Here is a 26,644-nt window from a genome sequence, read left to right on the forward strand (position 1 = left end):
TGTGGAACGATGTGGCTCCTCCATATCTGGTGGAGGGACGGATCATGTGCCAGCCTCGTCCAGCCCCAGCCCGCCGCGGACAGCATCGCGGATGGCTTCTGGGCCGAACCTTGCCCAAACCGCTTGATGCGCGCGGATGCGCTGCCGTGCCCTGCGGTCGGCATCCAGGCAGAGTCCGACAGCCATTCCGGCAAGCCCTTCATCGGTATCCGACAGCAGCAGCTCCTCCCCGTCGACCAGATCCAGGCCCTCGGCCGCCAGAGGCGTGGCAATCACCGGCACGCCCCACGCCATCGCCTCCAAAATCTTGATGCGGGTGCCGCCGCCTGCCGCAAGCGGGATGATGGTGAGATGCGCTCTCGACAGAAGCGGCGCCATGTCTTCGGGGTCTTCGACGAGCTCCACGCCCCGCAATCCTGCCAGCGCTTGCACGGCCGTTGTCGGGTTGCGCCCAGCGAGAATCAGTGTCGCGGTCGGCAAGGCCAGTCGGATGCGCGTAAGTATGGAGCCGGCTAATCTCTGGACGGCGTCGACGTTTGGCGGATAGCCGAGATGGCCGACGAACAGGATCACCGGAAAGCTTTCGCCGGATCCGGGCTCGTCGGGCAGCGTTTCGGGGCTATGCCCGGCGTGCGGAATTCCGTTTGGAACGACATCGATCGGCAACTTATGCCGGGAAAGCGCCATCAACCGCTCTCGATCCTGGCTTGAGCAGACCCAGACCCGGTCGACAAGGGCAATCGCTTTTCTCTCGAGACGCCTGATGCCAAGGCTTGGCGTGATCGTCGCCACCGCAGGCCGCTTCACATCGACGTGCCGCAACTGCCCCGCCAAGTCGGACTCGACGTTGTGCATGTCGAGGATGAGATGTTTCGTCAATGCCCGCAAAGGCCGCAGCAGCTTGAACAGGCCGATGCCCTCGATCAGCACCGTATCGGGGCGGAAGTCCCGAACCAGTGCCTCCAGCCGCGTCAAGGCGACGCGCGAGATGCGACGCTCCGCCCTTATGCGCCACCACCCGATCGAAGCGGAGCGGGCCTCTCCCTTGATCGACAAGGCTTCGGTGCGGATCGACGGATCGGTTGTTTCCGTCGCCTGCGGCAGCACAGACACCAGGCAGACCGGGCCGAATTGCGCAGCAGACTCAGCATTGCGGTAGTTCCGCAAATCCGCGCCGGAGATCGGCGGAAAGGCCGGATCGTGGGACACAACCAGCACACGTCGCCCGGCTTTCGCCGCGGAGACAGCGTCGAGCGGTTGTGCGTCCGCGGGTTTCAAAGCGGACGCTCTGGGCTTTGCGCCGGAGGCTTCATTCCAGACGACATGCGCGACGGCCCCAAAACCACAACAATCGGCTTCGACTTGTTCAGCCGAACGCCGCTTTCGTCAAGCGCCGCATCGTCGCTGAATGTCAGATGCACCAGTTGCGCGCCCTGCCGAATGTCACCATCGCCTGGACCACGCCAACCAGCGGCCCGCCAGATGCTTCCATGATGAGGTGAGCCTTGTCCGCCGATAGGCGTCACCGGCCATCTTGATGCCTTGCGCCTGCGTCGGGAATGGATGGATGACGTCGGCCAGCGCCCGCAGTCCCATGTCCGATTTGATCGCCAGCGACACCGCATTGATCATCTCGCCGGCATGGCTGGCGACGACCGTGGCGCCCAGGATGCGGTCGGACCCCTCCCTGACGTGGATTTTGACAAAACCCTCCTCCTCGCCGTCCATCACCGCACGGGCGACATCGTGCATCAGCACCGTATAGGTCTTGACCGGAATGCCGCTCTGGCGCGCCTCCGCCGGATAGAGGCCGACATGGGCGATCTCCGGATCGGTATAGGTGCACCACGGAATGACCAGTTCGCTCAGTTTCCTGCGTCCGAGAAACAGGGCATTGCGCACGACCATGCGGGCTGTCGCCTCGGCGGTGTGGGTGAATTTGTAGGCGAGGCAGACATCGCCCGCCGCATAGATGCGCGCATTTGTGGTGCGGAGACAGTCGTCTACCTTGATACCGTCGGCATCATATGCCACCCCGGCGTTTTCCAGGTCGAGGCCGTCGACATTGGGCGATCGGCCGATGCCGGTGATGATCTCGTCGACGGAAATCGTCGTCGTGACGTCGTCGCACACCAGGTCGGCGAGCTTCTTGCCGCCTTCCGTCCGCACCGCCACCACCTCGGTGTTGAGGCGAACTTCGACACCTTCGCGCGCCAGCGCGTCCGAAAGAATTTGGGCGGCATCGCGTTCCTCACCGGGCAGGAACATCGGTTCGCGCTGCGCCTGGATGACCTTCGCGCCCAGCAGGCAGAAGGCCTGCGCCGCTTCGCAACCGAGTGGTCCGCCGCCGATGACCAGAAGCCGCTTCGGGCACTCCGTGAGATCGAACATGGTCTCGTTGCTGAGATAGCCGGCGTCGGCAAGCCCCGAGATCGTCGGCAGCCTCGGGCGCGCGCCTGTCGCGATCAGCGCCTTTCTGAAACGCAAGGTTTGTCCGGCGACCGTGACAGCGTCCCTTCCGGAAAACCGCGCTTCACCGAATAAAGGTCGATGCCTTCGGCAATCAGGCTATCGGCGGCATCGGCGCGGCTGATCCGCTGCCGGATCTGCCGCATCCGCGTCATGGCGCGCTGAAAGTTGACGTGAAGACGGTCCGGCATGTCGCCGCCGAAATTCTCGGCGTCGCGCATGTCGGCATAAAGCCTTGCGGTGCGGATGATCGACTTCGACGGGATGCAGCCGACATTGACGCAAGTTCCGCCGATCAGGTTGCGCTCGATGAGCGCGACCTTTGCGCCGAGGCCGGCCGCTTCGTAGGCGGCGGTCAGTCCAGCCGGTCCGGCACCGATGACGACGAGGTTGTAGGGACCGTCCGGCTGCGGGTTCTTCCGGTGCGGCGGATGGGCGCCCTTGATCAGCTCAATGTCGTTGTGATCGACAGGAAAGGCGGCAGCCCTGGTCCGGTCACGCGACATCGCCGCCACCCGACGCCGGGCTTGCCGGCTGAGACAGCCAGCCGCCATTGAATCCGGCCTTGCGCAAGCCGTTGCGGATGTGTTGATTTGACCGCATCAGTCTCCAGATCAACCCTGACCGATGGTTCTCGATCATCATCACCACGATGCCTTGATCCAGCCCATAGTGGCCTTCCGACACCCAGCCGTGCCTCCCGAATTTACGTCGGTTCGCCAATGTCGGATTGAAACCGCTCGGCAGTCGAAAATTGTCGATCACCTCGGGGTAGCGATCACCGAGATGGCGCAACGCCGCCAGGCAGATCTCCGGGGCGAAAGGCAGTGATGCCGGATAGGACCAAGGCGCGATCGTCCCGTCATCGGGACCGAACGGCGCGCCGCGCGCGGCATAGCCGGAAAACCGCCGGCGCTGTCGCTCCACGCTGGTGCGAAAACCGCCTGGCCCGTCGCCCGCCGAAAGACCCCAAAGGTTCTCGTCGTAGCCGCCATAGCCGTAAGGGTTGTGGCGTGCATAGTCGCGATGCAGATAGGTCGAGCGGCGGCTGTTTTCGAAATAGTCCGAGTTCTTCTCGCGCATGAAGGCGTCGCGGATGCCGGCGAAATCGATCCAGGCATGCGAGAACTGGTGCATGAACAGCGGACCGCCATACAGCACGTCGTAGCCGTAAATGTTCTCCCACTGATAGGTCGCCGTCCAGCCCTCGTAGCTGTTGTCCGAAGTCGGGCTGTCGGGCGAGGCCATCGACAGGACGTAGAGGATCGTGGCTTCGTTGTAGCCCTCCCAGCCATAGTGGAGAAAGCCGCTCCTCGGCTTCCAGCCTTGTCGCAAGGTCGGGCTTGAGCCTTGTGCCCACCGCCAGTCGACGCGCCGGTAGAGCGCCTCGGCCAGTTGGCGGATTTCGGCTTCCTCGTCATCATCACCGGAGAAATAGGCGCCCGCCACCAGCATGCCCGATATCAGCAATGCCGTATCCACCATCGACAGTTCGCAGCGCCAGACGCGCAGGCCGGTCCGCATGTCGAGGAAATGGTAGTAGAAACCCTTGTGGCCGGTGACCTCCTCGCCATTGCCTTGCGAGCCGGCCGAGAAGAAACGCAACGCGGCCAGCGTCAGCTTCGCGGCGGCATCGCGCGCCATCCAGCCGCGCTCGACGCCGACCGGATAGCTGGACAGCGCGAAGCCGACGACAGCGATGCTGGCCGGCGAATTCGGCCGCGAGGTGTCGGCGACCAATCCGTTTTCGGGGTTCACGTTCTCGAGGAAATAGTCGAAGGCGGCGCGCTGATAGCGGTCCAGAAGCTCGTCGTCGGACAGCGCGCCAGGCTCGGCCCTAAGCAAAGGAAGCAAGCTCCCGCCGGATGGCTGCAGCGTCCGTCAACCGCCAACCAGTTGCCCCGCGCCGGCAGGTCATCACGCATGCTGAACTGTCATGCCGCGTCATAGCTTTCCCGCATAGCTTTGTTGCGTCAACGTCGATTCGACGTCTGGACTATACGCCCCTACGCTCCAGTTCGTTGCGTCGTCACGCGGAATTGAGATGCGTCCTGCCTCAGTAGGTGGCGCGGCCGCCGGAAACGTCGAACACGGCGGCGGTCGTGAACGAACACTCTTCCGAGGCGATCCAGCAGATCAGCGCCGCCACCTCGTCGACCTCGCCGAAGCGCGCCATCGGTATCTTGGACAGCATGAAGTCGATGTGCTCCTGGCTCATCTGCCTGAAGATCGCGGTGCGCACGGCCGCCGGTGTGACGCAATTGACCGTCACCTTGGTCTTGGCCAACTCCTTACCGAGCGACTTGGTCAGGCCGATCACCGCGGCCTTCGAGGTGCTGTAGGCCGAAGCGTTGGGATTGCCTTCCTTGCCGGCGATCGAAGCGATGTTGACGATGCGGCCATAGTTGCGCTCGAGCATGTGCGGGACAAGCGCCTTGTTGCAATAGAAGACGCCATTGATGTTGATGTCGATGACCTTCTGCCAATCTTCGACCGAGTAATTCCAGGTCGTCATGTTGGGTCCGGTGATCGCCGCACTGGTGACCAGGATGTCGACACCACCAAGCGCTTCGATCGCCGACTGCTTGGCGCGTTCCACACCGGCCGCATTGGCGACGTCGATGGCAACACCGTGGAGGCCGGGAAGGGTAGCCTTGGCCTGTTCGATCTGAGCCGGATCGCGATCCCAGACTGAAACCCGTCCGCCCTCTTCGACAATCCTCTGAGCCACTGCCAGACCGATGCCCGATGCGCCGCCGGTGATCACCGCCGCTCGACCGCTGAACCGTCCTGCAAAATTCATCGGCATCTGATTCTCCCCCCGTCACCTGAACCCGATGGACGCCAACCACGCGCGACCGCCATACCATCGACGGCGACTGTGCGGTCACCATCAGGCAAGTTCAAGCCGGCATGCGAGGCCGATCGTCTGGGCCAATCCCGTTACCCGGCATGCCCCTCGAGCTCTCTGCCCAGCGCCTTCACCATCGCCACCAGCGCCGGTCCGATCTCGGCATGCGCGCGCTCTTCCGTGATGATCTCGCCGATGCCGCCGCAGGTGATGGCAACCAGCGGCGAGCCGTCACTCGGACGGAACGGCACGCCGACTGCATGGATGTAGCTGTGCCAGGCGCCGAACGACGTCACATAGCCCTTGTCGGCATACTGGGCGATCGCATCGTCGATCGCCGCCGCGATCATCGCCGCCCTGTCCGGCTCGGCCTCCTGCAAAGCCCCCACAAGGCTGGCACGCTCCTCGGATGAAAGTGCCGCCGCATAGGCCAGCCCCATCGATGTCTTCCAGATCGGCAGATAGGAGCCCGGGTTGAGGCGCAGCGTGACAAGGCTCTCCGACCGGCAGTTGGCGAGATAGACCATGTTGAGGCTGTCGCGGGTGCCAAGCGCCACCGCCGCCCCCGTCAGATCGGCCAGCGGTTGCATCAGCGGCCGGGCGACGTGGACGACCGCACTGGAACTCAGTGCCGAATAACCCAGCGCCACGGTGGCTGGTCCCAGGCTATAGCGGCCGAGGTCCTTGTCGTAGAGGAGATAGCCAAGCGCGCTTAGCGTATAGGTGATGCGCGAAACCGTGGCCTTGGGCAAGCCGGTGCGGGCAATGATGTCCTGATTGCCGAGTGAGGCATCGCCCGGGCGGAAAGCGCGCAGGATGCCGAGCCCGCGCACCAGCGACGACGAAAGCTGCGCGCCTTCGACTTCAAGCTCCGTCTCGTCCCTGGTGGCTCGCTTGCGCACGCTGAAGTCTTTCTGGCGTCGTCGTCCGCCTGTCGGGCCGGTGTCGCCGGCGTTGTATCAAAAATGAAATTAAATTCCATTTATATTGACAGGCGCTTTCCCCCACTGTCAATATGCTTCCCTCGATGGCATCTCCAAGCGCCCTGTGCCATCTTACGAAGCCCCTCCTTGTGAAGGTAGCCACGTGTCTCGCTATATTTTGCGCCGGCTTATCGCCATGCCGTTTCTGGTGCTCGGCATCGTCACCATTGCCTTCCTGATCACCACGGTGACCAAGGGCGATCCGCTGACCGCGATTGTCGCCGAACAGCAGATGAGCAACCCCGAAGTGGTGGCCGCCGCCAAAGCGCGCTGGGGTCTCGATCGTCCTTTGCCGGAACGCTATATGATATATCTTAGGAATCTGCTGAGCGGCGATCTTGGCACCTCGTTCATCACCAAGCGCAATGTCGGCACCGACATTCTCTACCGCTTGCCGGCAACGCTCGAACTGGTTTTCGCTGCGATGATCTTCGGCACCACGCTCGGCATTGTGCTTGGTGTGCTGGCCGCCTATTTCCGCAACAGCCTGATTGACCATGGCGCGCGGCTGTTCGCCTTGTTCGGCTCTTCGCTGCCGGTGTTCTGGTCGGGGCTCGGCCTGTTGTTCATCTTCTCCGTCATGCTGAACTGGCTGCCGGGGCCGGGCAGGGTCGATGCCCGCCTGGCATTGCCGCCCGGCATCACGGGCTTCCTGACCATCGATTCGCTTCTGGCTGGCGACTGGACCGTCCTCAAGGACGCGCTCTGGCACCTGCTTCTGCCGGCCTTCGTGCTCGGCTGGACGGTTTCGGGCACCATATCGCGGCTGGTGCGCGCCAACATGCTGGATGTGATGAGCCGCGAGTTCGTGCTCACCGCGCGCGCCAAGGGGGCGAGCGAATTCCGCGTCGTCATTGTCCACGCGCTGCGCAACACCATGGTGCCGACCTTGACCGTCATCGGCTACTCCTTCGCCTATCTGATCACCGGCGCGGTGCTGACCGAGACCATCTTCTCCTGGCCGGGCATGGGTTCCTATGCCGTCGAGGCGGCGCGCGCGCTCGACTTCCCGGCAATCATCGGCGTTACCATCGTTGGCGGCCTCGCCTTCCTGGTCACCAACCTCATCACCGACATACTCTATGTCGTGGCCAATCCGCGGGTGAGATTAAGCTGATGGCAGTCGTCGTCACCAAGTCCCGCTCCTCGACGGTTCCCGAATGGCTGACCGCGCCTTTGGTCATCGGCACGATCGTCATCCTGTTCTGGCTGTTCATGACCGTGTTCGCCAATCTGGTCGTGCAGTTCGATCCGCTCGAAATGGTGGCGCGCCGGCTGCAGCCGGCGAGCTGGGCGCACTGGCTGGGCACCGACGCACTCGGGCGCGATGTGCTGGCCCGCACTCTGCACGGGGCCGCGCATTCGCTGCCTATCGCGGTACTGGTCGTCGTCTCCGCTGTGATCATCGGCTCGCTGCTCGGCGCCATTTCCGGCTTCGTCGGCGGCCTGACCGGCGCGGCGATTATGCGGCTTGTCGACGTCACTCTGTCCTTTCCGCCGATGCTGCTGGCCATGGCCGTCGCGGCGTCGCTCGGCCCCGGCCTCGGCAATGCCGCCATCGCCATGGTGCTGGTCTGGTGGCCGGTCTACGCCCGGCTGATGCGGGCGCAGGTGCTGGAGGTGAAGGAGCGCGAGCATGTCGAGGCGGCGATCGCTGCCGGCGCCAGGCCTCGACGCGTGCTGTTCACGCACATATTGCCGCTTTGCTGGACCCCGGTGCTGATCAGCGCGACCATGGATCTCGGCCAGGTCGTGCTGCTTGCCGCGTCGCTCAGCTTCATCGGGCTCGGCGCCACGCCGCCGACGCCTGAATGGGGGTCGATGATCTCCGATGGCGCCGTCCATTTCTACCAATGGTGGATCGCCTTCGGTCCCGGCGTCGCCATCCTCACCATCGTGCTCGGCTTCAACTTCATCGGCGACGGCTTGCGCGACATTCTCGATCCAAGGTCGGATTAAGCGATGAGCGCACAGATATCTTCAGCGCCACCGGGCGCAGTCGACAAGGCGGGCAGAGGTGAGCCGCTGCTGTCCATACGCGGCCTGCGGGTAGGCTTCCGACGGGCAGGCGATCAGTTCGAAGCGGTGCGCGGCATCGACCTCGACGTCGCCAAGGGCGAAGTGGTCGGCATTGTCGGGGAGTCCGGCTCGGGCAAGTCCGTTGGCATGCTCGCCGCGCTCGGCCTGACGTCGAAGAATGCGGTGGTCACCGGTTCGGTCCGCTTCAACGGCGACGAACTGGTCGGCAAATCGTCACGCGAAATGCGCAAGATCAGGGGCGCGCGGATAGCCATGATTTTTCAGGACCCGCTGTCCTCGCTAAACCCGGTGATGACTGTCGGCGCCCAGATCGCCGAGGCGGTCAGGCTGCATCAGCGCGTCACCCGCAAACAGGCCATGGCGCGCGCGGTGGAATTGCTCAATCTGGTGGCGATCCCGCAGCCGGAGCGCCGGGTGAACCAGTATCCGCATGAATTCTCCGGCGGCATGCGCCAGCGCGCGGTCATAGCCATGGCCGTCGCCAACGATCCCGATTTGCTAATCGCCGACGAACCGACCACGGCGCTCGATGTCACGGTGCAGGCGCAGATACTGTCGGTGCTGCGTTCGCTGCAGGAGCGGCTCGGCCTTGGCCTGGTGCTGATTACCCATGATCTCGGCGTCGTCGCCGGTCATGCCGACCGCGTCGCGGTCGTCTATTCCGGCCGCGTCGTCGAACAGGCTGGCGTGTCCGAGCTGTTCGCCGACCCGCGCCATCCCTACACGCGCGGCCTCATTGCCTCGATCCCCAACCTCGAGGAAAGCCGCGAGCGGCTGTTCTCGATCGACGGTTCGCCGCCCGCACTTGGCCGCTTGCCGGGCGGCTGCGCCTTCCATCCGCGCTGCATCTATGCCGAGGCACGCTGCCGGACCGAGGATCCGCCTTTGCACGATATTGGCGGCCGGTTCTCGGCCTGCCATTTCGCGACGACCTTGCCGCCCTTCCACAGCGCTGCGCTGGTGGCGGCCAGCCTGGACAATGGAAGCGTGAGCCCATGAGCGCAGCGGAGCAAATTCAAGTCGAAACCAAGCCGGCGGCAGCGCTTTCGGTACGCCATCTCGTCAAGGACTTTCCGGTTCGCGGCGGCCTCGTCTTCGACCGTGCCGTTGCCCATGTCCGTGCGGTCGCTGATGTCTCGTTCGACGTAGCCCCCGGCGAAACGCTGGGCCTCGTCGGTGAATCCGGTTGCGGCAAGTCGACCCTCGGGCGCTGCCTGATGCGGCTGATCGAGCCGACCAGCGGCGAAAGCTGGTTCCGGGGCCAGAACCTGCTCGCGCTCAATCACGAAGACATGCGCCTGATGCGGCGCTACATCCAGCTGGTCTTCCAGGATCCGTACGGGTCGCTGCATCCGCGCATGCGCATCGCCGACAACATCGCCGAGCCGCTGCGCATGAGCGACATGTCGGCGGCCGACCGCCGCGTGCGCGTCGCCGAACTGCTCGAACTCGTCCGGCTCAATCCCGATCACGGCAAGCGCTATCCGCACGAGCTGTCCGGCGGCCAGCGCCAGCGTGTGGTCATCGCCCGCGCGCTGGCCCTCAACCCGCAAGTGGTGATCCTCGACGAACCGGTTTCGGCGCTCGACGTTTCGGTGCAGGCTGGCGTGCTCAATTTGCTTAGGGATATTCAGCAATCCTTCGGCACCTCCTATCTGTTCATCGCCCATGATCTGTCCGTCGTGCGCCACATCTCGCACCAGGTCGCGGTGATGTATCTCGGCAAGATCGTCGAGATCGCGCCCGCGGCCGAGCTCTATTCCAGTGCGCTGCATCCCTACACGCAGGCGCTGCTGTCGGCGGTGCCGCTCGCCAATCCCGAGAAGGAGCGCAGGCGCGAGCGCATCGTGCTGACCGGTGACGTGCCGAGCCCGCTCAACCCGCCGTCAGGCTGCCGCTTCCGCACGCGCTGCTTCAAGGCGCAGGCGATCTGCGCTGCCGTCGAACCGCCGCTCGATCCGCCTGGCGGTTCGCATCGGGTCGCCTGTCATTTCCCGGAGCCGGTCAACACTTTAAAGGCTGTCTGACCGGTCCTCACGATTGCTGTACCCACGAAGGATATTATCGTGACTGAAGCCCAAACTGACGATGCCAGCACGGCGGGCCGTGGGCGCCTGCCGCTCGAAGGCATCAAGGTTCTCGATCTTTCGCGCGTGCTGGCCGGTCCGTGGGCGACGATGAGCTTGGCCGATCTCGGCGCCGAAGTCTGGAAGATCGAGAACATCGACGGCGGCGATGACACCAGGGCGTGGTCGGTGCCGAGCTACAAGGGTGTCTCGACCTACTATCTCTGCGCCAATCGCGGCAAGCAGAGCATCGCGCTCGACATGAAGAGCCCGCAGGGGCTGGCCATCGTGCGCGAGCTGGCGGCGAAGGCCGACATCGTCGTCGAGAATTTCCGCTCCGGCACCGCCGATCGCCTTGGCGTTGGTTTCAAGGAGCTCAGTGCCTCAAACCCACGGCTGATCTATTGCTCGATCTCCGGTTACGGCCAGACCGGCCCCGATGCCGGACGGCCCGGCTATGATTTCGTCATGCAGGCCGAAAGCGGCCTGATGGCCATCACTGGCGAGAGCAATGGCGAGCCGATGCGTGTCGGCGTCGCCATCACCGACATCGTCTGCGGCATGGTCGCCACGCAGTCGATCCTGGCAGCGCTTTTCGAGCGAACGACGACCGGCAAGGGGCAGTTCCTCGACCTGTCGCTGATCGACTGCGCGCTCAGCCTGCTGATCAATGTCGGCAGCGGTTATCTCAACACCGGCCGAGAGGTCGCCCGATACGGCAATGCCCATCCGACGGTCGTTCCCTATCAGATATTCGAAGCCTCCGATGGCAGCTTTGCGCTGGCGGTCGGCAATGACCGCCAGTTCGCGGCGCTGTGCGAGAAGGTCGTTGATCTGCCACATCTGGCTGGGGATGCGCGCTTCATCAAGGCAGGGGCGCGCGCCACCAACCGCGAGGCGCTGATCCCGCACCTCACCGCCGTCTTCAAGACCAAGCCGCGTGATCACTGGATGTCGGCCTGTGCCGCCGCCAGCGTGCCGGCCGGCACGGTAAAATCGATACCGGAAGTCTTCGATAGTCGCAATGTGCGCGAACGTGGCCTCGTTCAGACCTTGCCGCATCCGCATCTCGGTTCCGTCGCCATGGTGCGCCCGGCGCAGGGACTTGCCGCGCAGTTGACCGCCGACTTCACCGCGCCACCGATGCTGGGCCAGGACACAGCTGCCGTGCTGGCCGACGTGCTCGGCTACAGCGCCGAGACCATCTACCAGTTGGTCGGCACTGGGGCTGTCAGCGTCTATGCGCCTGCCGCCGAACCGATCCCCGCCTGATCTTTCACGGAGCGTGACAGCCCTCGTCGCATTTGTGGGGTCGACTGAGTGGTTCTCTACTTCAAGAGCGCGAAGAGCCGTTCCTTGTTTTGGCGCTATTCCCAAGGGAAAGCGCTATGCGGTTTTCCCGGGAAAACCGCTTCACACTTTTCCTGGAATTGCTCGGCCGGTTATTTCTGCTGGCCGTAGCTCTTGTAGCGCCCGCGAATGGCGGCGAGTTCGCTGCCCTCGATGAGCACCGGCGTGCCGGCGCTGCGCGCCAGCAGATATTGCCGCGCCAAGGTTTCGAGCTTGATGGTGCGGATGAGCGCCATGTCGAGATCGCCGCCGAAAGCGATCATGCCATGATTGGCGAGCAGGCAGGCCGACCTGTCCTTGAGCGCGACGACGGCAACCTTGGCCAGGTCGCTTGACGCGAACAGCGCATAGTCCGAACAGCGCACATCATCGCCACCGAAACCCGCGACCATGTAATGGAACAGCGGCAGTCCCTCGCGCAGGCACGATAGCGCCACGCAATGGTCGGGATGGGCATGGACGACGGCGCCGGCCTCGGGAAAGGCCTTGTAGATCTCGGCGTGCATTTCCCATTCGCTCGATGGCCTGAACGCACCGTCCCAGGCTCCATCGAGCTGCATCGCCACCATCTGCTCCGGCCGCAAGGCGCTCGTGGCTATTCCCGTCGGCGTGATCAGCATGCCGGCTGTCGTGCGCACGCTGATGTTTCCGGTGGTGCCGACATTCATCCCACTAGCGTCCAGCGTCTGCGTCGCGGTGATCAGGCTGGCGCGTGTAGTCTCGGTATCCATCACGATGCCTTTCCTGTGGTTGGCCGCATGACAGGTTTTGCCGGTGGCCATATATCGATCGCCGGCGCGACGGTGGTCGCCCGTGTCATGTCTTGCAGGACGTCGGCGAAAATATCCGGGCCGCCGAGCTTTCCCGATTTCAGCATCAGCGCCAGCGGATCGGATGGCAGGTCGGGGAGGTGGGCGATGGCGCGCGACAGTCCCGGGCCCTCATAGGCGCCCATGGCGATCCGGTCGATGCCGAGCGCCTTGACCACCGAACCGGCTGTCTCGCCGCCGGCGACGACGAGCCGGCGGACGCCGAGTTCACGCACCAGAATCTGTGCAATCCCGGCCAGGATCTCTTCCGCCCTTGCTGCCACCACATCGCGGCCGTGCGCCTGCTGCAGCGCTTCGACCGTCGCTTGCGGCGCGGTCGTGGCAATGGCGATCATCGCACCGGGCAAATGCCGCTCGGCAAAGGCACGCGCTTCGGCCATGATATCGGCGCCGGCAAAGGCGCTGGCAAGGTCGATCGTCAGCAGTGGATTGTTGCGCGCAAAACGCTCGAGCTGTTCGATGGTGCGGTCGGCGACGCTGCCGGCCAGCACCGCTGCCGGCCCTTCGACGGCCGGCAGGCTGGCGGCAACGAGATCGCCTGAATTCAGCAGCCCATGCGTGAGCCAGGCCGGCGGCAGATGCGCGGCGACCGAGGAATTGCCGGTCATCAGCGGCAGGTCGAAGGTCGCTTCCGCGGTCGCAACCAGGTCGCGCTCGCGGATCGTGTCGGTGATCAGCAGCGTCTCGCCGCCCGCGCCGTGCTCTCGTATGGCGTTGCGGATGGCCTCCGCCCCGGCATCGACGACGAGATAGGGCACCAGCCCGACCTTGCCCTTGCTCTGCGCCTGCAGCACGCGAACCAGATTGGAATCGGTCATCGGCGTCAGCGGATCGAAGCGCTTGGGCGATTCACCCAGCAATTGGGCGCCGCCGAACATGTGTCCCTGATAGACGGTGCGGCCGGTCTCACACAGCGCCGGGGCGAACAGCGTGACGCCGCCGCCAAGCCGCTCGAGCAGCGCCTCGGCGCAAGGACCGATGTTGCCGGCAGGTGTCGAATCGAAAGTGGCGCAATATTTGAAGAAGATCTGCCGGGCACCAGCTTCAAGCAGCCGGTCCGCCGCCTCCAGAACCTGGCGCACCGCATCGCTGGCCGCGATGACGCGTGTCTTGAGCAGGATCACATGGGCAAGATTGCCTGGTGGGATCGGCGCACTCAGTCCGACCGTGCATCCCGTTGGAATGCCGCGCGCCACCAGCATCGACGCCAGCTCGGTGCCGCCGGTCAGATCGTCGGCTATGGCGCCGAACAGGAGTGAAGGCGTCGCGGTCATGCGCCCCGTCTCATATCCGTCTGCACCATGGCTGCCCGTCTCACAGTTGCCTGTCTCATGTCGGTGGTCAGGCCATTCGTGGTATCATATACACAGCCCATGCGACGCAGGCGACGCCTGCGCCACTGCAAGAACGGAGAGCGGATGTGACTGCTTCTATCGCGCCGATCGCGCGCGACAATCTGACGACGCGCGTCTACGAGGAGCTTCGCCGCGCCATGATGGAAGGCCGTTTCTGGCCGGGCCATCGCTTCAAGATCCGCGACCTCGCCGCCAGCCTTCAGGTTTCCGAAACGCCGGTGCGCGAGGCACTGATGCAGCTGGTGCGCGAAAAAGGCCTGGAGATGGAGGCCGGTCGTTCGATCACCGTCGCCCAGTTGTCGCTGGCCCAATATCTGGAACTGCGGAGCATAAGATTGCACCTCGAAGGCATGGCCGGTGCCGCGGCAACGACGCGCATCGAGCCGCGCGAAATCGACCGTCTGGCTGCGGTGCATGAGAAACTGATTGCCAACGAGGACAATGGCCATTGGTTCGAAGCCGTCCGCGACAATTGGGAATTCCACCACTCTATCTACGAGGCGGCGCAAATGCCGGAGCTGCTGGCCATCATCGAGGGCATCTGGCTGCGCAACGGTCCGCTGGTGAACTATCAGTACCCGCACGCGAGGCCGACCTATGACGGCCGCCACCGGCATCTCGACATCCTCGACGCGCTGCGCGCGCGCGACGAGAACGGCGTGCGCAAGGGCATTCAGCAGGACATGATCGAAGGCGGCCGCCTGTTGGTCAAGGTGCTCGAGCGGCTGAACGACGGTGCGGTCACGCCGGAGGAACTGCGCCGCGCGGCGCAGAACGGCCGTCTGGTGTCGGCCGCCGGCTGAACGATCTGTTTGCCTCCACCGCATGGGCGCTGGTTCACGCCACCTGCGCCGCGGCGGCCATGCCGGCATCGGCCGCCTGCAGGGCGAGATCTATGTCTTTTGCGGTGTGCGCGGCACTCAGGAACATGTTGTGCCGGGGATGGAAATAGGCGCCTTCGCGCAAGGCGGCCGAGCAGAAGGCATTGGCCAGCTTGAACTCGGCATCGTCGTCGAACAGCACCATCGGCATCGACGCCGGACCGGTCTGGCGCAGCGACAGGCCATGCTTCTTCGCTGCCGCGTCGAGACCTGAGCGCAGCCTGTCGCCGGCTTCGGTCATGCGGGCAATCGCGTCGGTATCGCGCAGCGTGCTGATGGTGGCGATCGCGGCGGCCATGGCGACGGCGCCATACCAGAAGGAACCCGTCACATAGATCTTGGTCGCGGCCTCGCGAAACCGGTCGGTGCCGGTGATGGCGGCCAGCGGATAACCATTGGCGATAGCCTTCGAGAAGGCGGAAAGGTCCGGTCGTACGCCGAGCGGCTCCCAGCTGCCGGCGAGGTCGATGCGGAAGCCGGCCCGCACATCGTCGACGATCAGTGCCGCGTCGGCGGCGGTAGTCAGTTCGCGCGCCCGTTTGGCGAAGGCGGCTGTCGGCAATTCCTGGTCGCGGGCGATGTCGTGCCGGAAGGCGGTGACGACGACAGCAGCGAGATCGTCGCCGGCCTGCTTGACGGCTGCCTCGAGGCTGGCAACGTCATTGTAGTCGAAATGGATCAGGTGGGCGCGGTCCTCGGCGGTGACGCCGGCGAGCGAAGGCGTGCACCACGGCACGGCGCCGTGATAGGAGCCGCGCGCGACCAGCACCTTGCGCCGGCCGGTGCCGGCACGCGCGATTGTCACGCAGGCCGTGGTGGCGTCGGTGCCGTTCTTCTGCAGCATTGCCCAGTCGGCATGCGCGACGGTCTTGACCAGCAACTCCGCCAGCTCGACCAGAACTTCACCCGGGCCGTTCATCGCATCGCCCAGGCGACGTTGCTTCTCGGCTGCCTCTTCGACGGCCTGGTGATGGTGGCCGAGGATGTTGGGCCCCCAACTGCACATCAGATCGATGTATTCGCGTCCATCGACGTCCCAGACCCGGCAGCCATCGGCGCGCTCGAAGAACTGCGGATAGGCGGAGCCGAGATAGCGCGTCGCCATGTGTCCCCACATGCCGCCCGGAATGACCGAGGCCGCACGCTCGCGCAGCAACTGGTCCTTGGAGTTGATCAGGGAAGGCATAGCGAAGTCTCCGTATATTGATATATCATATATTGAGTTTGGCGCTGGAAGAACAGGATTTGCTGATCGTCCAGGATGAGAAAACGGGAGGCGTCAGGCCGCCTCCCGCATCTTTCGCTCAGTGGCTGAGTTCCGCCAGCGGCAGGTTGCAGCAGGCGCTGTAGCGCACGCCCTTGACGTCCGACTTGTAGGCCAGGATCAGGTTCGGGCTGATCAGCGGCAGGATGATCCTGTCCTTGATCATCTCCTCGCCGGCCTGGTGCCACAGCTTGGCAGCCTCGTCGCCGCTCGCCGCGAGGGCTGCCTTGTATATATCCGCTTCCTTTGGGTTGAGCACCGACGGGTCGCGCTCCGCGCCGGCGCGGCGTGCCCACGGGCTGCCCTTGGTCATGGCGAAATAATCGATGTATTGCGAGGTGCCGTAATAGTCCGGCGCGTAGAACACCGCGGTCATCGGGATGCCGTCGCCATTGACGCGTTCGCGCCAGTTGGCGAAGGGGATCGGCTGCAGATCGAGCTTGATGTTGATCTTGGCCAGATCCTGCTGAACCTTCTGCATCAGAAGCGACAGGTCGACGCCGTAGACGTTCATGCCGGGAAACGCCGCTTCCATCTCGAAGCCGTCGGCGTGTCCGGCCTTGGCCAGAAGTTCCTTTGCCTTGGCGACGTCATAGGGCTGCGCCTCGAAGCCCGAACCGCCGGGGAAGCCGAGCGGGATCGGCGCACTGATCAACTGGCCCTCGGAGCCGATGGTGAAGTCGAGGATGCTCGGACGGTCGAGGCCGAGCGAGATGGCCTCGCGCACTTCGGGCGTCAGTGGCACCTTGTTGGCCTTGGCGCCGGGCGACAGCGCCACATAGATGAAGTTGTAGGACGGCACGGTCTCGATCTTCACGTCGCTGCCGGTCATCGTCTTGGCCGTATCCGGGTCGATCTGCATGGCGATGTCGGCGGTGCCGCTCTGCAGCATCTGCGCCTGCGCCACCGCATCCTTGGTCTGGCGGATGACGACTTCGCTCAGCGCCGGCGCCGTGCGCCAGTATTTGTCGTTGCGTGCCAGCCGCAGCTCCGAATTGGGCTCATAGGATTTCAGCACGAACGGCGCGCTGCCGGCCGAATGCGCCAGGAACCAGGCCTCGGCATTGTCTGTCGTCGAGGCTTCCGCATCGGCCTTGGCGCCGGCTTCGGAAGCAACCTTGCTGTTGACGACCGCTGCGTAGGGCGCCGCCGCGATGTTGAGGAATTCGGAGCTCGGCGCGACCATCTTGACGACCACCGTATGCGCGTCCGGGGTCTCGATCGAGGCGACATTGTCCATCAGGAACGAGGCGCTGCCCTTGAGGTTCTTCAGCCGCTCCCAGGACCATTTGACGTCCTTGGCTTCAACCGGCGAACCGTCCGAGAATTTGGCGGCCGGGTCGAGTGTGAAGGTGAAGCTGCTCTGGTCGGCATTGCCTTCCCACTTCGAGGCGAGCAGTGGGATCAGCTTGTTGTCCTTATCGAGCGTCAGCAGGGATTCATAGACGCTGGAATTGTAGATCTGGCAGGTGTCGCAGAAGGCGCGGTGCGGGTCGAGCGAGTTGAGGTCGATGTTGCGTGCGATGACCAGCGGCTTGCTGTCCTGCGCGAACGTGGCCGGTGCCCAGAAGGCGCTGGTGGCCAGCAGCACGGCTGCCAGCATCGTCGCTCTGGTCTTGCTTCTCGGTAGGATGGTCATGTCAGTTCTCCCATTTTCTTGTCGGATCTTTGTGGCAATGCGTTCGCTCTATCCGCCCACGCCAGTGAGGGATTGAAGCGCGGCCTTGAGCTTTTCAGCGCCGCCCAGTGCGGCGCGGTTGAGCGGGGCCGATACGACGGGAGCAGAAAGGCTTCCCGTCACATGCAGGATCTCGTGATCGAGATAATCGAACACGCGATCCTGAATCTCCTGTGTCAGTCGTCCGCCAAGCGATAGCCCACGCTGCACCTGCTCGATGACGGCCACTCGGTTGGTCTTGCGGATCGAGGCTTCCACCAGCGGCCAGTCGAGCCCGGTCGGGTCGAGGCTGCGCAGGTCGATGATCTCGGCATCGGCGCCGGTCTCCTCGACCACCTGTCTGGCGACAGCAACCATGCTGGCGCTGGTGAGCAGTGTGTAGGCGCTGCCCGGCCTGACTATCTTCGCCTTGCCGAGCCGCACGCAATAGTCGCGGTCGTCCGCAGGCACAGGGCCTTCGCTCGGGAACAGTTCGACATGCTCGATGACGACGACCGGATCGTCGCATTTCAGCGCTGAATTCATCAGGCCGATATAGTCGAAGGGCGTCGTCGGCGCGACGATGCGCCAGCCGGGAAACAGGGCGAACAGGCCGGACGGATCACCCGAATGCTGCGAGCCGTAGCCGGTGTGCGGCGAGACGCGCACCCTGACCACGATGGGCACCGGAAAACCGCCGCCGAACATGTGACGCACCTTGCTGACCGCGTTGAACAGCTGGTCGGCGGCAACCAGGCAGAAGTCGCCGAACATGATCTCGACGATCGGCCGCAAGCCGCAAAGCGCTGCACCCAGCGCCACCCCGACAAAACCGTTCTCGGCGATCGGCATCGCCAGCACGCGCTCCGGCCAGCGTTCCAGCGCACCTTTTGTGGCGCCCGAAACGCCGCCGCGCAGCCGGTGCACGTCCTCGCCCATGATGATGATGCGCGGATCCTGCTCCATGGCGCGAGCGATGACCTCGGACGCGGCAACCATGAATTTGACCGGCTTGGTCTCGGCCGGCGGCACGTCCTCGATCTCGAGGAAGCGCTCGCTCTTCAGTTCGGAAAGATCGCCGCGGATCTGGTTGTCGACGTCGCTTGGGTCCGGCCACAGATGATCAGGAATGCGCAGCGCGTTGCCGCTCATTTCGGTCAGCGAATCGGCAGCGGTGTTGACCACCTCCATGACGCGCTGGTCGAGTGTACCGAGGTCCGAATCGTTCAGGATGCCCATCGTCTTCAGGCGAGCCGCCATGGTGGCAAGCGGGTCGCGCGCTTTCCAGGCGTCCTCTTCGGCCCGCGTGCGGTAGCCGAATTCGCTGCCCGGGCGGGCGCCGCTCTGATGCAGGAAGCGGTAGCAGAGCGCCTCGACCAGCACCGGGCCGCCGTCTTCCTCGATCGTCCGGCGCGCCTTGCGCATGGCATGGTGGACGGCCACCACATCCATGCCGTCGCATTCGATGCCGCGAAAGCCAAGCATAGGTCCGCGCGAGGCCAGCCGCGTCTCGCGCGTCTGCTCGTTGATGTGAGTCGAGACGGCATAGAGATTGTTTTCGGCGAAAAAGATCACCGGCAGCCGGTATAGCGCGGCGATGTTCATCGCCTCATAGGCCGGCCCTGCCATCATTGTGCCGTCGCCGAAGAAGGCGACCGAGATGTTGCCGGTACCAAGCAGCTTGTCGGCGAGCGCGTAGCCTGCCGCATGCGGCAGGTTGCCACCGATGATGGCGCTGGTGCCAGGAATCCCCGAGGCGTCGTCGCGCATATGCATCGAGCCGCCACGGCCGCCGCAATAGCCGGCGCTGAGGCCCATGATCTCGGCCATCAGGCCGCGCACCGATCCCTGCATGTCCGGATTGAAAGCGTCGCCCAACGGGTCGAATCCGCCGGGCGTCTGCGCGTTGACAAGCTTGGCCAGCACCTGGTGATGGGCGCGGTGGGTGCCGTTGATGCGGTCGCCGGTGCCGAGCACGGACATGGCGCCGACCGCCGTCGCCTCTTGTCCGATGCTGGCGTGGGCCGGACCATGCACCAGCCCGGCATTGGCCAGATCGAGCACCTTTTCCTCGAAACGGCGGATGAGCAGCATCTGGTGGTACCAGCGCACCAAGCCCGAAACCTCGGCGTCGTTCCAGTCCGAATCGTCGACCTCTAGCCGCAACCAGGGCGCCGATGGCTGGATCGATGTCTGCTGGACCATGTCAGCTATTTCCGTTCTGGTAGATGATATATCAAATATTTTCTCAGTCGATTAGGCCGTTCATTTTTCCTGGGGCACGATGCTGGCTAGAAGGTTTGCAAACAAATGGAATTAAATTTCATTTTTGTGACGAGGCAGAGACTAAGCCGGGACGGCGCGGTTCCGCAAGAGGAATTTTGAGACTGCTAGCAGGGCCCATGTCGGTTCTTCGCCCGACAGATTTTCTAACGCTATTCGATATTGGTATGATATAATCACACCGACATTATAGGAGAAATCATGGCTGCCACCGAAAAGCGCACCTTCAGCCTGCCAACAGAGCAGGCTGCTTTCATCGACCGTCTCGTTGAATCAGGAACCTATGCGACCAGCAGTGAAGTGATCCGCGCCGGGCTTCGTGCCCTGCAAGAGCGCGACGCGGCCGTAGAGCGTTGGCTGCGCGAGGAAGTCGTGCCGACCTATGACAGATGGAAGGCAGACCCTTCCCGAGTTATCCCAGCCAATCAGGCTTTTGACGACATCCGCGCTCACCACGCCGCCCGCTTTAAGAGGGATGTGTGAAGCGCCGGCATATTGTTCTGTTGCCGGAAGCCCTAGCGGACTTAAGATGGATATACGACACCATCGAGATCGCCGCCGGCAACGTCACGGCCATACGCTATATCGAGCGTATCGAAGCCTACTGCCAGGGTCTCGACTACGCCTCGGAGCGCGGAACACGCCGTGACGATCTGCGGCCGGGGCTTCGGGTTGTCGGTTTTGAGCGCCGTGTAACGGTGACCTTTACAGTGGAATCCGACCAAGTGGTGATTTTCCGTGTGTTCTATGGCGGCGCCAATTGGGAGGATGAGCTCTAACCTGCAACGGGAAAAAGCGTAAACCGCCTAGCTGTCCGAACCCCGGCTGTCAGTCGACCAGATGCTGGAAGAACTGCAAAAACAATTCCCGCTCGGTGGTGATGTCGAGCTTCTCGTAGATACGCCGGCGGTGGTTCTTGACCGTGCCGACGGTGATGCCGAGGCGCTCGGCGATGTTCGCCGTCGGGTGGCCGGCGAGGATCAACTGGACCAGCTCCCGCTCGCGCAGCGACAGCTCCGGCCACAGGCTGGCCGGAATGGTCGGCTCCTGCCGGGGCGAGGCGCCGGGGCTGGTCGGTGCCGATGTGCGGGAGAATTCGGTTCCGCGCGCCTTGATGTCGAGCGCATGCAGCGCCTCGAACACCGGCAGCCGCTCGTCCAGCAGCGAGATTTCGCTGTCCTTGAAAGAAGCGGTCGAGCGATCGAGGAAGATGCCGAGGCACCAGTCACCGCCATCGGCCAGCATGATGCCGACCTCGTCGCAGATGTCCGACTGCGCCAGGAAGCCGGCAATGTACTGGCCGCGCTTGGCTTCGTCGTCGGCGAGCCGCTTCAGCGGCATGATGCCCAGCCGGCGTTCGCGCCGCCACGAGGCATAGAACGGGTCGAAGACGTAGTAGTTGTCGAGATAGCGCCGGACCATTTCATCCGAGAAGCGCCGGTGCTTGACGAATTCCGGCGTCTGCGTCGCCGAATAGCGCGTCACCGTGACGAGGTCGTGCTCGATGTCGGCGCCGATCAGGTCGATCAGGCAGTCGACATGCCTGTCGGTGCCGGTGGCGGCGATCGCTTTGGCGAGCGGCGCCCAGATATTGTCCATGCGCATGCCCTTTTCTCGGCGATGTCAGCCCAGCCGTCATTGTGTCTTTAGGCATATGGCGCGAAGCCGCCTGTCGAATCTAGCCTGGCGTCAACCTAGACCAGATCCCGAGGCGACCGTGACCCAACCCAATCTCACCGCCCCCATCGTCGGCAATCCAATTGTCATCGGCATCGACGCCGGCGGCACCATGACCGACACGATCCTTGTCGATCAGGACGGCCACTTCAAGATCGGCAAGTCGGCGACCACGCCGAAGAACGAAGCCGAGGGCTTCCTCGCGTCTGCTGAGGACGCGGCGGATGCCTGGGGCATCTCGCTGGAATCACTGTTTTCCGGCGTCAATGTCGTGCTCTATTCCGGCACCGGCATGCTCAACACGCTGTTGTCGCGCACCGGCCGCCGGCTCGGCCTGATCACCACCAAGGGCCTCGAGGACATGATCCTGATGGGCCGCGGACTGCAGGCCTGGGCCGACTATTCCTATGCCGACCGGCTGCATGCGGTCACCCATCATCATCCCGATCCGCTGGTGCCGCGCCGCCGCACGCATGGCGTCACCGAGCGCATCGACCAGTTCGGCGACATCGTGCTGCCGCTCTACGAACACGAGGTCTCCATCGCCGCCAAAAAACTGATCGCCGACAAGGTCGAAGCGATCTGCATCATGACCATCTTCTCGCACGTCAATCCCGTGCACGAGAAGCGCATCGCCGAGATTTGCCGCGAAGAGGTGGAGGAGGCCGGCGCTGACATCATCGTCTACACCAGCCACGAGGTTCGTCCGGTCATCCGTGAGCAGTCACGGCTGAACTCGGTGCTGATCGAGGCCTACGCGACTTCGCGTGGCCGCAAGCAACTTAGGGGTATCGAGGACGTCTCGAAGAAATACGGCTTCAAGTATGGCGTGCAGACGCTGCTCTCCTTCGGCGGCCTGACCTCGATCAACCATCCGCGCCTGCATGAAACCATGATCTCCGGCCCGATCGGCGGCATTCTGGGCGCTGCCTATGTCGGCAAGCTGATCGGCAACGACTCACTGATCTGCTCGGATATGGGCGGCACCTCCTTCGACATGGGCGTCATCACGCGCGGCCAGACCCGGATCGAGAACGAGCCGCTGATGGACCGTTTCAAGCTCAACGTGCCGACGTTGCATCTCGACACGATCGGCGCCGGCGCCGGCATGATCCTCAAGGTCGACCCGCTGACCAAGAAAGTTTCGCTCGGGCCTGAAAGTGCGGGCGCCGATCCGGGTCCGATCTGCTTCGCCAGGGGCGGCACCGAGCCGACCATCGCCGACTGCGACGCCATTCTCGGCCGCCTCAACCCACACTATTTCCTGGGCGGGAAGGTCGTGCTGCAGGTCGAAAAGGCCCGCCGCGCCTTCCAGGAGAAATGCTCCGACATCCTTGGCGTCGGGCTGGAGGAAGCCGCCGAAGGCATGATCGACATGCTGGAGTCCGATGCCAACAACGCGCTGCGCCGGGTCATTTCCGGGCAAGGCATCCACCCCTCGGAATTCACACTGCTGTCCTATGGCGGCTCCGGCCCGTTGCATCTGGCCGGCTGCTCCAGGGGCATCGGCTTCAAGGACATCATCACCTTCCAGTTTGCGGCCGCCTTCTCCGCCTTCGGCTGCACCACGGCCGATTTCATGCGGCGTCATTCCGTCTCCACCCAGCACGACATCCCGTCACGTGCCGACGAGGCTACGCTGGCCGCCTTCGGCGCCAAGGTCACCACTGTCTGGGACGACCTGACCAGGGCCGCGGTCGACGAGATGATCGCCGACGGCCATGCCAGGGAGAAGATCAGGACCGTGCCGTTCCTGATGATGCGCTACACCGGCCAGCTCGAGGACGTCGAGGTCATGGCGCCGCTTGCCAAGGTCGATTCGGCCGACGACATGCGTAGGGTTATCGACGAGTTCGAGGCGGTCTATGCCAAGGTCAACCATCGCGTGTCGCGCTATGGCGAGGCCGGCTTCACCATCACCGAACTCGGGCTGATCGCCACCGCCGACAAGGTCAAGCCGGTGCTGTTCAAGCGACCGCTCGGCAAGTCGGATCCGGCAGCCGCCCACAAGGGTGTGCGCGAGGCCTATATTGGCGGGCGCTGGCACAAGGCCAATCTCTACGAGATGGACCTTTTGCAGCCAGGCCACGAAGTCATCGGCCCGGCCATCATCGAACATCCCGCCACCACGCTCGTCGTTCATCCGCAGGACCGCATCCACGTCGATGAATGGACGCTGCTGCACTATACCCACGCTTGAGAGGGCGACCGCCATGTTGGACAAACCTGCCTCGGCCCTGCGCCTTCGCGAAAGACTGCTCGATTCCGAGCGGCTGATGGAGGAAACCGGCTGCTATGACGGCATCACGGAACTCACGCTGCGCAACCAGGATCCGCTGAAATTCGAGACGCTGCACACCAAGCTGCGCGCCTATTGCGTCTCGGCACGCGAAATGGCCCGCCGCATCTCGGCTTCCCCCGGCGTGCGAGAGGTCGGCGAAATGGTGGTCGCCATCTACACGCCCGAGGGCGACGCCATTGCGCTCTCCAACGGCATCATGGTGCATGTCCATACGATGAGCCGCTTCATCAAATGGATGATCAAAAACGGCTACGAGGACAACCCTCGCATCCGCGAAGGCGACATCTTCGCCAACAACGATGCCTTCATAGGCACCGTGCAGGTGCCCGACGTCATGGACGTCGTGCCGATCTTCCATGAAGGCACGCTGGTCGGCTGGGCCGGCGCTGTCTGCCACGAGCTGGAAGCCGGCGGCATCACGCCGGGCGGCGACGTGTGTCTGGCGCAGGAGCGCTTCACCGAGGGTCTGTTCGTCTGCGCCGAGAAGATCGGCGAGAATGACGAGATCCGCCGCGACTACGTCATCCGCTGCGAACGTAATCTGCGCATGCCGATCTACTGGGTGCTGGACGAAAAGGCCAAGGTCGCCTCCTGCATCGACATGCGCGAAAGCGTCAAGCAGCTGATCTCGGAGATCGGCCTAGACTACTGGATGAAGGTCTCGAAGGAGTTCATCGAGGAAGGCCGCCGCGCCCAGCTCGCCCGCACCCGCCAGCTTACCGTGCCCGGCATCTATCGCGGCCACACTTTTTACGGCCATGTCACGGCGGGAAAGCCCGGCTTCCAGCTGCTCGGCGATCCCGACTGGCTCTATAATATCCCGATCGAGATGGAGATCACCACCGACGGCAAGATCACCATGGACTTCGAGGGCACGCAGCCCTGGGGCTACCATTCGATGAACTGCACGCCGGCCGGCATGGATGGCGGCATGTTCGTGACGCTGACCCAGCACATGAATTTCGAAGGGCTGGTCAATGACGGCGCCTGGATGGCAACCGAACTGAAACTGCCGCACGGCACCTGGACCAACCCCGACAACGAGATGGTGGCGACCGCCACCTCGTGGGCGCTGCTGCTGCCAGCCTATGGCGTCTTCCAGCGCCTGCTGTCGCGCGGCTTCATCGCCCGCGGCTTCGTCGAGGAGGCCTTTGTCGGCCAGGTCAACAGTCCTATGATCGAAATGGGTGGCGAGAGCCAGTACGGCACGCCGTTCGGCATGGCCCATTTTGAATGCGCCGCCGCCGGCTCCGGCGCGCTCGCCATCAAGGATGGTCTCGACACCGCCTATGTCGGCTGGAACCCGGAATCCGACATGGGCAACATCGAGGTCTGGGAACAGTCGATGCCGATGGTCTATATCGGCCGCTCGATCGTGCCGAATTCCGGCGGTGCCGGCAAATATCGCGGCGGCTGTTCCTTCGTCTCGACCTGGCTGATCAACAAGACCTCGCATCTGCGGCTCCACACCTCCGAGCACTCCTCGCGTGTGTTCGACAACGCCGGCATGTGCGGCGGCTATCCGGCGCCGACCTGCCAGAAGCATCGCGCGGTGCGCAACTCAGACATTCACGAACTCGCCGCAAAAGGCGAACCGCTGGCGCATGCGCCCGGCATCGATCCGCATGTCTCCGACTACGAGCGGAACATCGGTGGCGACCATGTCGTGGTCGAGGGCCCCTACATCACCTCGCCGCACAAGTCCGGCGACATCTTCAGCCATTCTTACAATGGCGGCGGCGGTTACGGCGACGTTCTGGAGCGCGATCCGATCAAGACGGCCTGGGATGTCGAGAACGGCTTTCTCACCCGGCAAGCGGCGGACCAGGTGTTCGGCATCGTGCTGAAGGACGATGAGGACGGTTATCCCATCGCCGATATCGACGCCACGGTCGAGCGCCGCGCCGCCATGCGCAAGCAGCGTCTGGCGAAAGCAGTACCGGTGGCGGATTGGATCGCCAAGGAGCGCGGCCGCGTCAAAAAGGCCGATTTCGCCCCCGAGGTGAAGAAAATGTACGCCAGCGCGATCAAGCTGTCGCCGCGCTTCACCAGCGAATTCAGCGAGTTCTGGAACGTCGATGCCAGATCGATCTTCATGCCGGGAGCAAAACCATGACCTCGTACAGCAAGGAAGTCCTGGGCGATCTGGCCGCAGGCAAGCTGCCCTGGCCACAGACAAGGCGGATCATGAGTGCCTACAAGGACGATGACCGTTTCTTCAAGATGGTTGCCGTCTATCAGGATCGCGTTGCCTGGAAGGACCCGATCCTGCTGCCGGTCTCGGACCATCTGTTCATCTGCCAGAGCGGCGATGAGCGCATAACCCGCTGCGAATGCGGCCACTCCTTCGGCGACTATCGCAAGAACTGGAAGCTCAAGGCTGCGATCAACGTGCGCAACACCGAGGAGGCTTTGCGCGAAATCTATCCGAACAGCGATCTCCCCGATCCCGAGTGGATGGAAATCCGCGAATTCATCTGTCCTGAGTGCGGCACGCTGCACGAGGTGGAGGCGGCGGCACCTGGCTATCCCATCGTCCACGATTTCGAGCCCGACCTCGAAGGCTTCTATCGCGAATGGTTAGGCAAACCGCTCCAGCAAACATGAAACGCTGGCGATGGAGGCTGCGCCGGTGT

Annotated in this window: 23 protein-coding genes; 11 read left to right on the forward strand and 12 right to left on the reverse strand. The window is 63.7% G+C overall.

The features are described 5' to 3' along the window. Positions 1 to 42 precede the first annotated feature (42 nt). From NKJ04_RS02470 to NKJ04_RS02495, 6 genes are all read right to left on the reverse strand, one after another. Entirely contained in the window at positions 43 to 1,278 is a 1,236-nt protein-coding gene (locus NKJ04_RS02470; protein WP_352673298.1) for a glycosyltransferase family 4 protein, read from the reverse strand. 165 nt (positions 1,279 to 1,443) lie between these two features. Next, positions 1,444 to 2,487: an FAD-dependent oxidoreductase gene (locus NKJ04_RS02475; protein ID WP_352673301.1), complete on the reverse strand. Its 1,044-nt coding sequence runs from the start codon at positions 2,485 to 2,487 to the stop codon at positions 1,444 to 1,446. Continuing rightward, entirely contained in the window at positions 2,466 to 2,975 is a 510-nt protein-coding gene (locus tag NKJ04_RS02480) for an FAD-dependent oxidoreductase (RefSeq protein WP_352673304.1), read from the reverse strand. The genes NKJ04_RS02475 and NKJ04_RS02480 overlap by 22 nt, the downstream gene beginning before the upstream one ends. Then, positions 2,965 to 4,314 (reverse strand): glucoamylase family protein, encoded by a 1,350-nt coding sequence (locus tag NKJ04_RS02485; protein ID WP_128302893.1) that lies wholly within the window; start codon positions 4,312 to 4,314, stop codon positions 2,965 to 2,967. Before NKJ04_RS02485 ends, NKJ04_RS02480 begins: the two co-directional genes overlap by 11 nt. Positions 4,315 to 4,525: 211 nt before the next feature. Beyond that, complete coding sequence (locus tag NKJ04_RS02490; protein ID WP_352612464.1) at positions 4,526 to 5,278, reverse strand: SDR family NAD(P)-dependent oxidoreductase; 753 nt, start codon at positions 5,276 to 5,278, stop codon at positions 4,526 to 4,528. 134 nt (positions 5,279 to 5,412) lie between these two features. Next, complete coding sequence (locus tag NKJ04_RS02495; RefSeq protein ID WP_352439771.1) at positions 5,413 to 6,222, reverse strand: IclR family transcriptional regulator; 810 nt, start codon at positions 6,220 to 6,222, stop codon at positions 5,413 to 5,415. Positions 6,223 to 6,406: 184 nt separating this feature from the next. Between NKJ04_RS02495 and NKJ04_RS02500 the strand changes: the two genes are divergently transcribed. Genes NKJ04_RS02500 through NKJ04_RS02520 form a run of 5 tightly spaced genes read left to right on the forward strand, consistent with a single transcriptional unit; the run spans position 6,407 to position 11,681 of the window. Then, positions 6,407 to 7,420, forward strand: coding sequence for an ABC transporter permease (locus tag NKJ04_RS02500; protein ID WP_352673306.1), 1,014 nt, complete (start codon positions 6,407 to 6,409; stop codon positions 7,418 to 7,420). Then, the gene (locus NKJ04_RS02505) at positions 7,420 to 8,262 is read left to right on the forward strand and encodes an ABC transporter permease (RefSeq protein ID WP_502897883.1); all 843 of its coding nucleotides are present in this window, start codon (positions 7,420 to 7,422) and stop codon (positions 8,260 to 8,262) included. The genes NKJ04_RS02500 and NKJ04_RS02505 overlap by 1 nt, the downstream gene beginning before the upstream one ends. 3 nt (positions 8,263 to 8,265) lie before the next feature. After that, the gene (locus tag NKJ04_RS02510; protein ID WP_352551177.1) at positions 8,266 to 9,342 is read left to right on the forward strand and encodes an ABC transporter ATP-binding protein; all 1,077 of its coding nucleotides are present in this window, start codon (positions 8,266 to 8,268) and stop codon (positions 9,340 to 9,342) included. Beyond that, complete coding sequence (locus NKJ04_RS02515; protein ID WP_352673308.1) at positions 9,339 to 10,370, forward strand: ABC transporter ATP-binding protein; 1,032 nt, start codon at positions 9,339 to 9,341, stop codon at positions 10,368 to 10,370. The genes NKJ04_RS02510 and NKJ04_RS02515 overlap by 4 nt, the downstream gene beginning before the upstream one ends. Before the next feature lie 39 nt (positions 10,371 to 10,409). Further along, positions 10,410 to 11,681, forward strand: coding sequence for a CaiB/BaiF CoA transferase family protein (locus NKJ04_RS02520; protein ID WP_352673310.1), 1,272 nt, complete (start codon positions 10,410 to 10,412; stop codon positions 11,679 to 11,681). 170 nt (positions 11,682 to 11,851) lie between these two features. On the opposite strand, the gene NKJ04_RS02525 is transcribed toward NKJ04_RS02520, so the two are convergent. Both NKJ04_RS02525 and otnK read right to left on the reverse strand, forming a co-directional pair. Beyond that, on the reverse strand, positions 11,852 to 12,490 hold the full coding sequence (locus tag NKJ04_RS02525) for a class II aldolase/adducin family protein (RefSeq protein WP_352673313.1): 639 nt from the start codon (positions 12,488 to 12,490) through the stop codon (positions 11,852 to 11,854). Then, positions 12,490 to 13,863 (reverse strand): 3-oxo-tetronate kinase, encoded by a 1,374-nt coding sequence (otnK, locus tag NKJ04_RS02530; protein WP_352673315.1) that lies wholly within the window; start codon positions 13,861 to 13,863, stop codon positions 12,490 to 12,492. Before otnK ends, NKJ04_RS02525 begins: the two co-directional genes overlap by 1 nt. 146 nt (positions 13,864 to 14,009) lie before the next feature. Between otnK and NKJ04_RS02535 the strand changes: the two genes are divergently transcribed. After that, positions 14,010 to 14,747 (forward strand): GntR family transcriptional regulator, encoded by a 738-nt coding sequence (locus tag NKJ04_RS02535; RefSeq protein WP_027039784.1) that lies wholly within the window; start codon positions 14,010 to 14,012, stop codon positions 14,745 to 14,747. A 34-nt stretch (positions 14,748 to 14,781) separates the two neighbouring features. Here NKJ04_RS02535 and NKJ04_RS02540 read toward each other — a convergent pair whose 3' ends face one another. The 3 genes from NKJ04_RS02540 to NKJ04_RS02550 form a co-directional block, all read right to left on the reverse strand. Further along, positions 14,782 to 16,011 (reverse strand): aminotransferase class III-fold pyridoxal phosphate-dependent enzyme, encoded by a 1,230-nt coding sequence (locus NKJ04_RS02540; protein WP_128302845.1) that lies wholly within the window; start codon positions 16,009 to 16,011, stop codon positions 14,782 to 14,784. A 118-nt stretch (positions 16,012 to 16,129) separates the two neighbouring features. Then, positions 16,130 to 17,692: an ABC transporter substrate-binding protein gene (locus tag NKJ04_RS02545; protein WP_164892841.1), complete on the reverse strand. Its 1,563-nt coding sequence runs from the start codon at positions 17,690 to 17,692 to the stop codon at positions 16,130 to 16,132. Between the two features lie 84 nt (positions 17,693 to 17,776). Beyond that, positions 17,777 to 19,951, reverse strand: coding sequence for an alpha-ketoacid dehydrogenase subunit alpha/beta (locus tag NKJ04_RS02550; protein WP_352673319.1), 2,175 nt, complete (start codon positions 19,949 to 19,951; stop codon positions 17,777 to 17,779). A gap of 279 nt (positions 19,952 to 20,230) precedes the next feature. On the opposite strand from NKJ04_RS02550, the gene NKJ04_RS02555 reads away from it, so the two are divergent. Together NKJ04_RS02555 and NKJ04_RS02560 are read left to right on the forward strand one after the other, a co-directional pair. Further along, complete coding sequence (locus tag NKJ04_RS02555; protein ID WP_023811572.1) at positions 20,231 to 20,512, forward strand: type II toxin-antitoxin system ParD family antitoxin; 282 nt, start codon at positions 20,231 to 20,233, stop codon at positions 20,510 to 20,512. Further along, on the forward strand, positions 20,509 to 20,808 hold the full coding sequence (locus tag NKJ04_RS02560) for a type II toxin-antitoxin system RelE/ParE family toxin (RefSeq protein WP_023811573.1): 300 nt from the start codon (positions 20,509 to 20,511) through the stop codon (positions 20,806 to 20,808). The genes NKJ04_RS02555 and NKJ04_RS02560 overlap by 4 nt, the downstream gene beginning before the upstream one ends. Before the next feature lie 49 nt (positions 20,809 to 20,857). Here NKJ04_RS02560 and NKJ04_RS02565 read toward each other — a convergent pair whose 3' ends face one another. Beyond that, entirely contained in the window at positions 20,858 to 21,634 is a 777-nt protein-coding gene (locus NKJ04_RS02565) for a helix-turn-helix transcriptional regulator (protein ID WP_128302850.1), read from the reverse strand. A 112-nt stretch (positions 21,635 to 21,746) separates the two neighbouring features. Between NKJ04_RS02565 and NKJ04_RS02570 the strand changes: the two genes are divergently transcribed. The 3 genes from NKJ04_RS02570 to NKJ04_RS02580 are packed head-to-tail and all read left to right on the forward strand — an operon-like array spanning position 21,747 to position 26,615. After that, positions 21,747 to 23,906 carry a hydantoinase/oxoprolinase family protein gene (locus NKJ04_RS02570; RefSeq protein ID WP_352612479.1) on the forward strand — a complete coding sequence of 720 codons (2,160 nt, stop codon included), beginning with the start codon at positions 21,747 to 21,749 and terminating at the stop codon, positions 23,904 to 23,906. A 13-nt stretch (positions 23,907 to 23,919) separates the two neighbouring features. After that, positions 23,920 to 26,124: a hydantoinase B/oxoprolinase family protein gene (locus NKJ04_RS02575; protein ID WP_352612481.1), complete on the forward strand. Its 2,205-nt coding sequence runs from the start codon at positions 23,920 to 23,922 to the stop codon at positions 26,122 to 26,124. After that, a complete protein-coding gene (locus NKJ04_RS02580; protein ID WP_352673324.1) occupies positions 26,121 to 26,615 on the forward strand; it encodes an acetone carboxylase subunit gamma in 495 nt (164 codons plus the stop codon). Before NKJ04_RS02575 ends, NKJ04_RS02580 begins: the two co-directional genes overlap by 4 nt. Positions 26,616 to 26,644: the final 29 nt, after the last annotated feature.

Source organism: Mesorhizobium sp. M0618 (assembly GCF_040320765.1).
Taxonomy (GTDB): Bacteria; Pseudomonadota; Alphaproteobacteria; order Rhizobiales; family Rhizobiaceae; genus Mesorhizobium.

Excerpts from the sequence above, each read along its gene's own strand:
- NKJ04_RS02480 (WP_352673304.1), bottom strand. The coding sequence starts at position 2,975 with ATGTCGCGTGACCGGACCAGGGCTGCCGCCTTTCCTGTCGATCACAAC.
- NKJ04_RS02490 (WP_352612464.1), bottom strand. The coding sequence starts at position 5,278 with ATGCCGATGAATTTTGCAGGACGGTTCAGCGGTCGAGCGGCGGTGATC.
- NKJ04_RS02505 (WP_502897883.1), top strand. The coding sequence starts at position 7,420 with ATGGCAGTCGTCGTCACCAAGTCCCGCTCCTCGACGGTTCCCGAATGG.
- NKJ04_RS02510 (WP_352551177.1), top strand. The coding sequence starts at position 8,266 with ATGAGCGCACAGATATCTTCAGCGCCACCGGGCGCAGTCGACAAGGCG.
- NKJ04_RS02515 (WP_352673308.1), top strand. The coding sequence starts at position 9,339 with ATGAGCGCAGCGGAGCAAATTCAAGTCGAAACCAAGCCGGCGGCAGCG.
- NKJ04_RS02525 (WP_352673313.1), bottom strand. The coding sequence starts at position 12,490 with ATGGATACCGAGACTACACGCGCCAGCCTGATCACCGCGACGCAGACG.
- otnK (WP_352673315.1), bottom strand. The coding sequence starts at position 13,863 with ATGACCGCGACGCCTTCACTCCTGTTCGGCGCCATAGCCGACGATCTG.
- NKJ04_RS02540 (WP_128302845.1), bottom strand. The coding sequence starts at position 16,011 with ATGCCTTCCCTGATCAACTCCAAGGACCAGTTGCTGCGCGAGCGTGCG.
- NKJ04_RS02545 (WP_164892841.1), bottom strand. The coding sequence starts at position 17,692 with ATGCTGGCAGCCGTGCTGCTGGCCACCAGCGCCTTCTGGGCACCGGCC.
- NKJ04_RS02550 (WP_352673319.1), bottom strand. The coding sequence starts at position 19,951 with ATGGTCCAGCAGACATCGATCCAGCCATCGGCGCCCTGGTTGCGGCTA.
- NKJ04_RS02555 (WP_023811572.1), top strand. The coding sequence starts at position 20,231 with ATGGCTGCCACCGAAAAGCGCACCTTCAGCCTGCCAACAGAGCAGGCT.
- NKJ04_RS02565 (WP_128302850.1), bottom strand. The coding sequence starts at position 21,634 with ATGCGCATGGACAATATCTGGGCGCCGCTCGCCAAAGCGATCGCCGCC.
- NKJ04_RS02575 (WP_352612481.1), top strand. The coding sequence starts at position 23,920 with ATGTTGGACAAACCTGCCTCGGCCCTGCGCCTTCGCGAAAGACTGCTC.
- NKJ04_RS02580 (WP_352673324.1), top strand. The coding sequence starts at position 26,121 with ATGACCTCGTACAGCAAGGAAGTCCTGGGCGATCTGGCCGCAGGCAAG.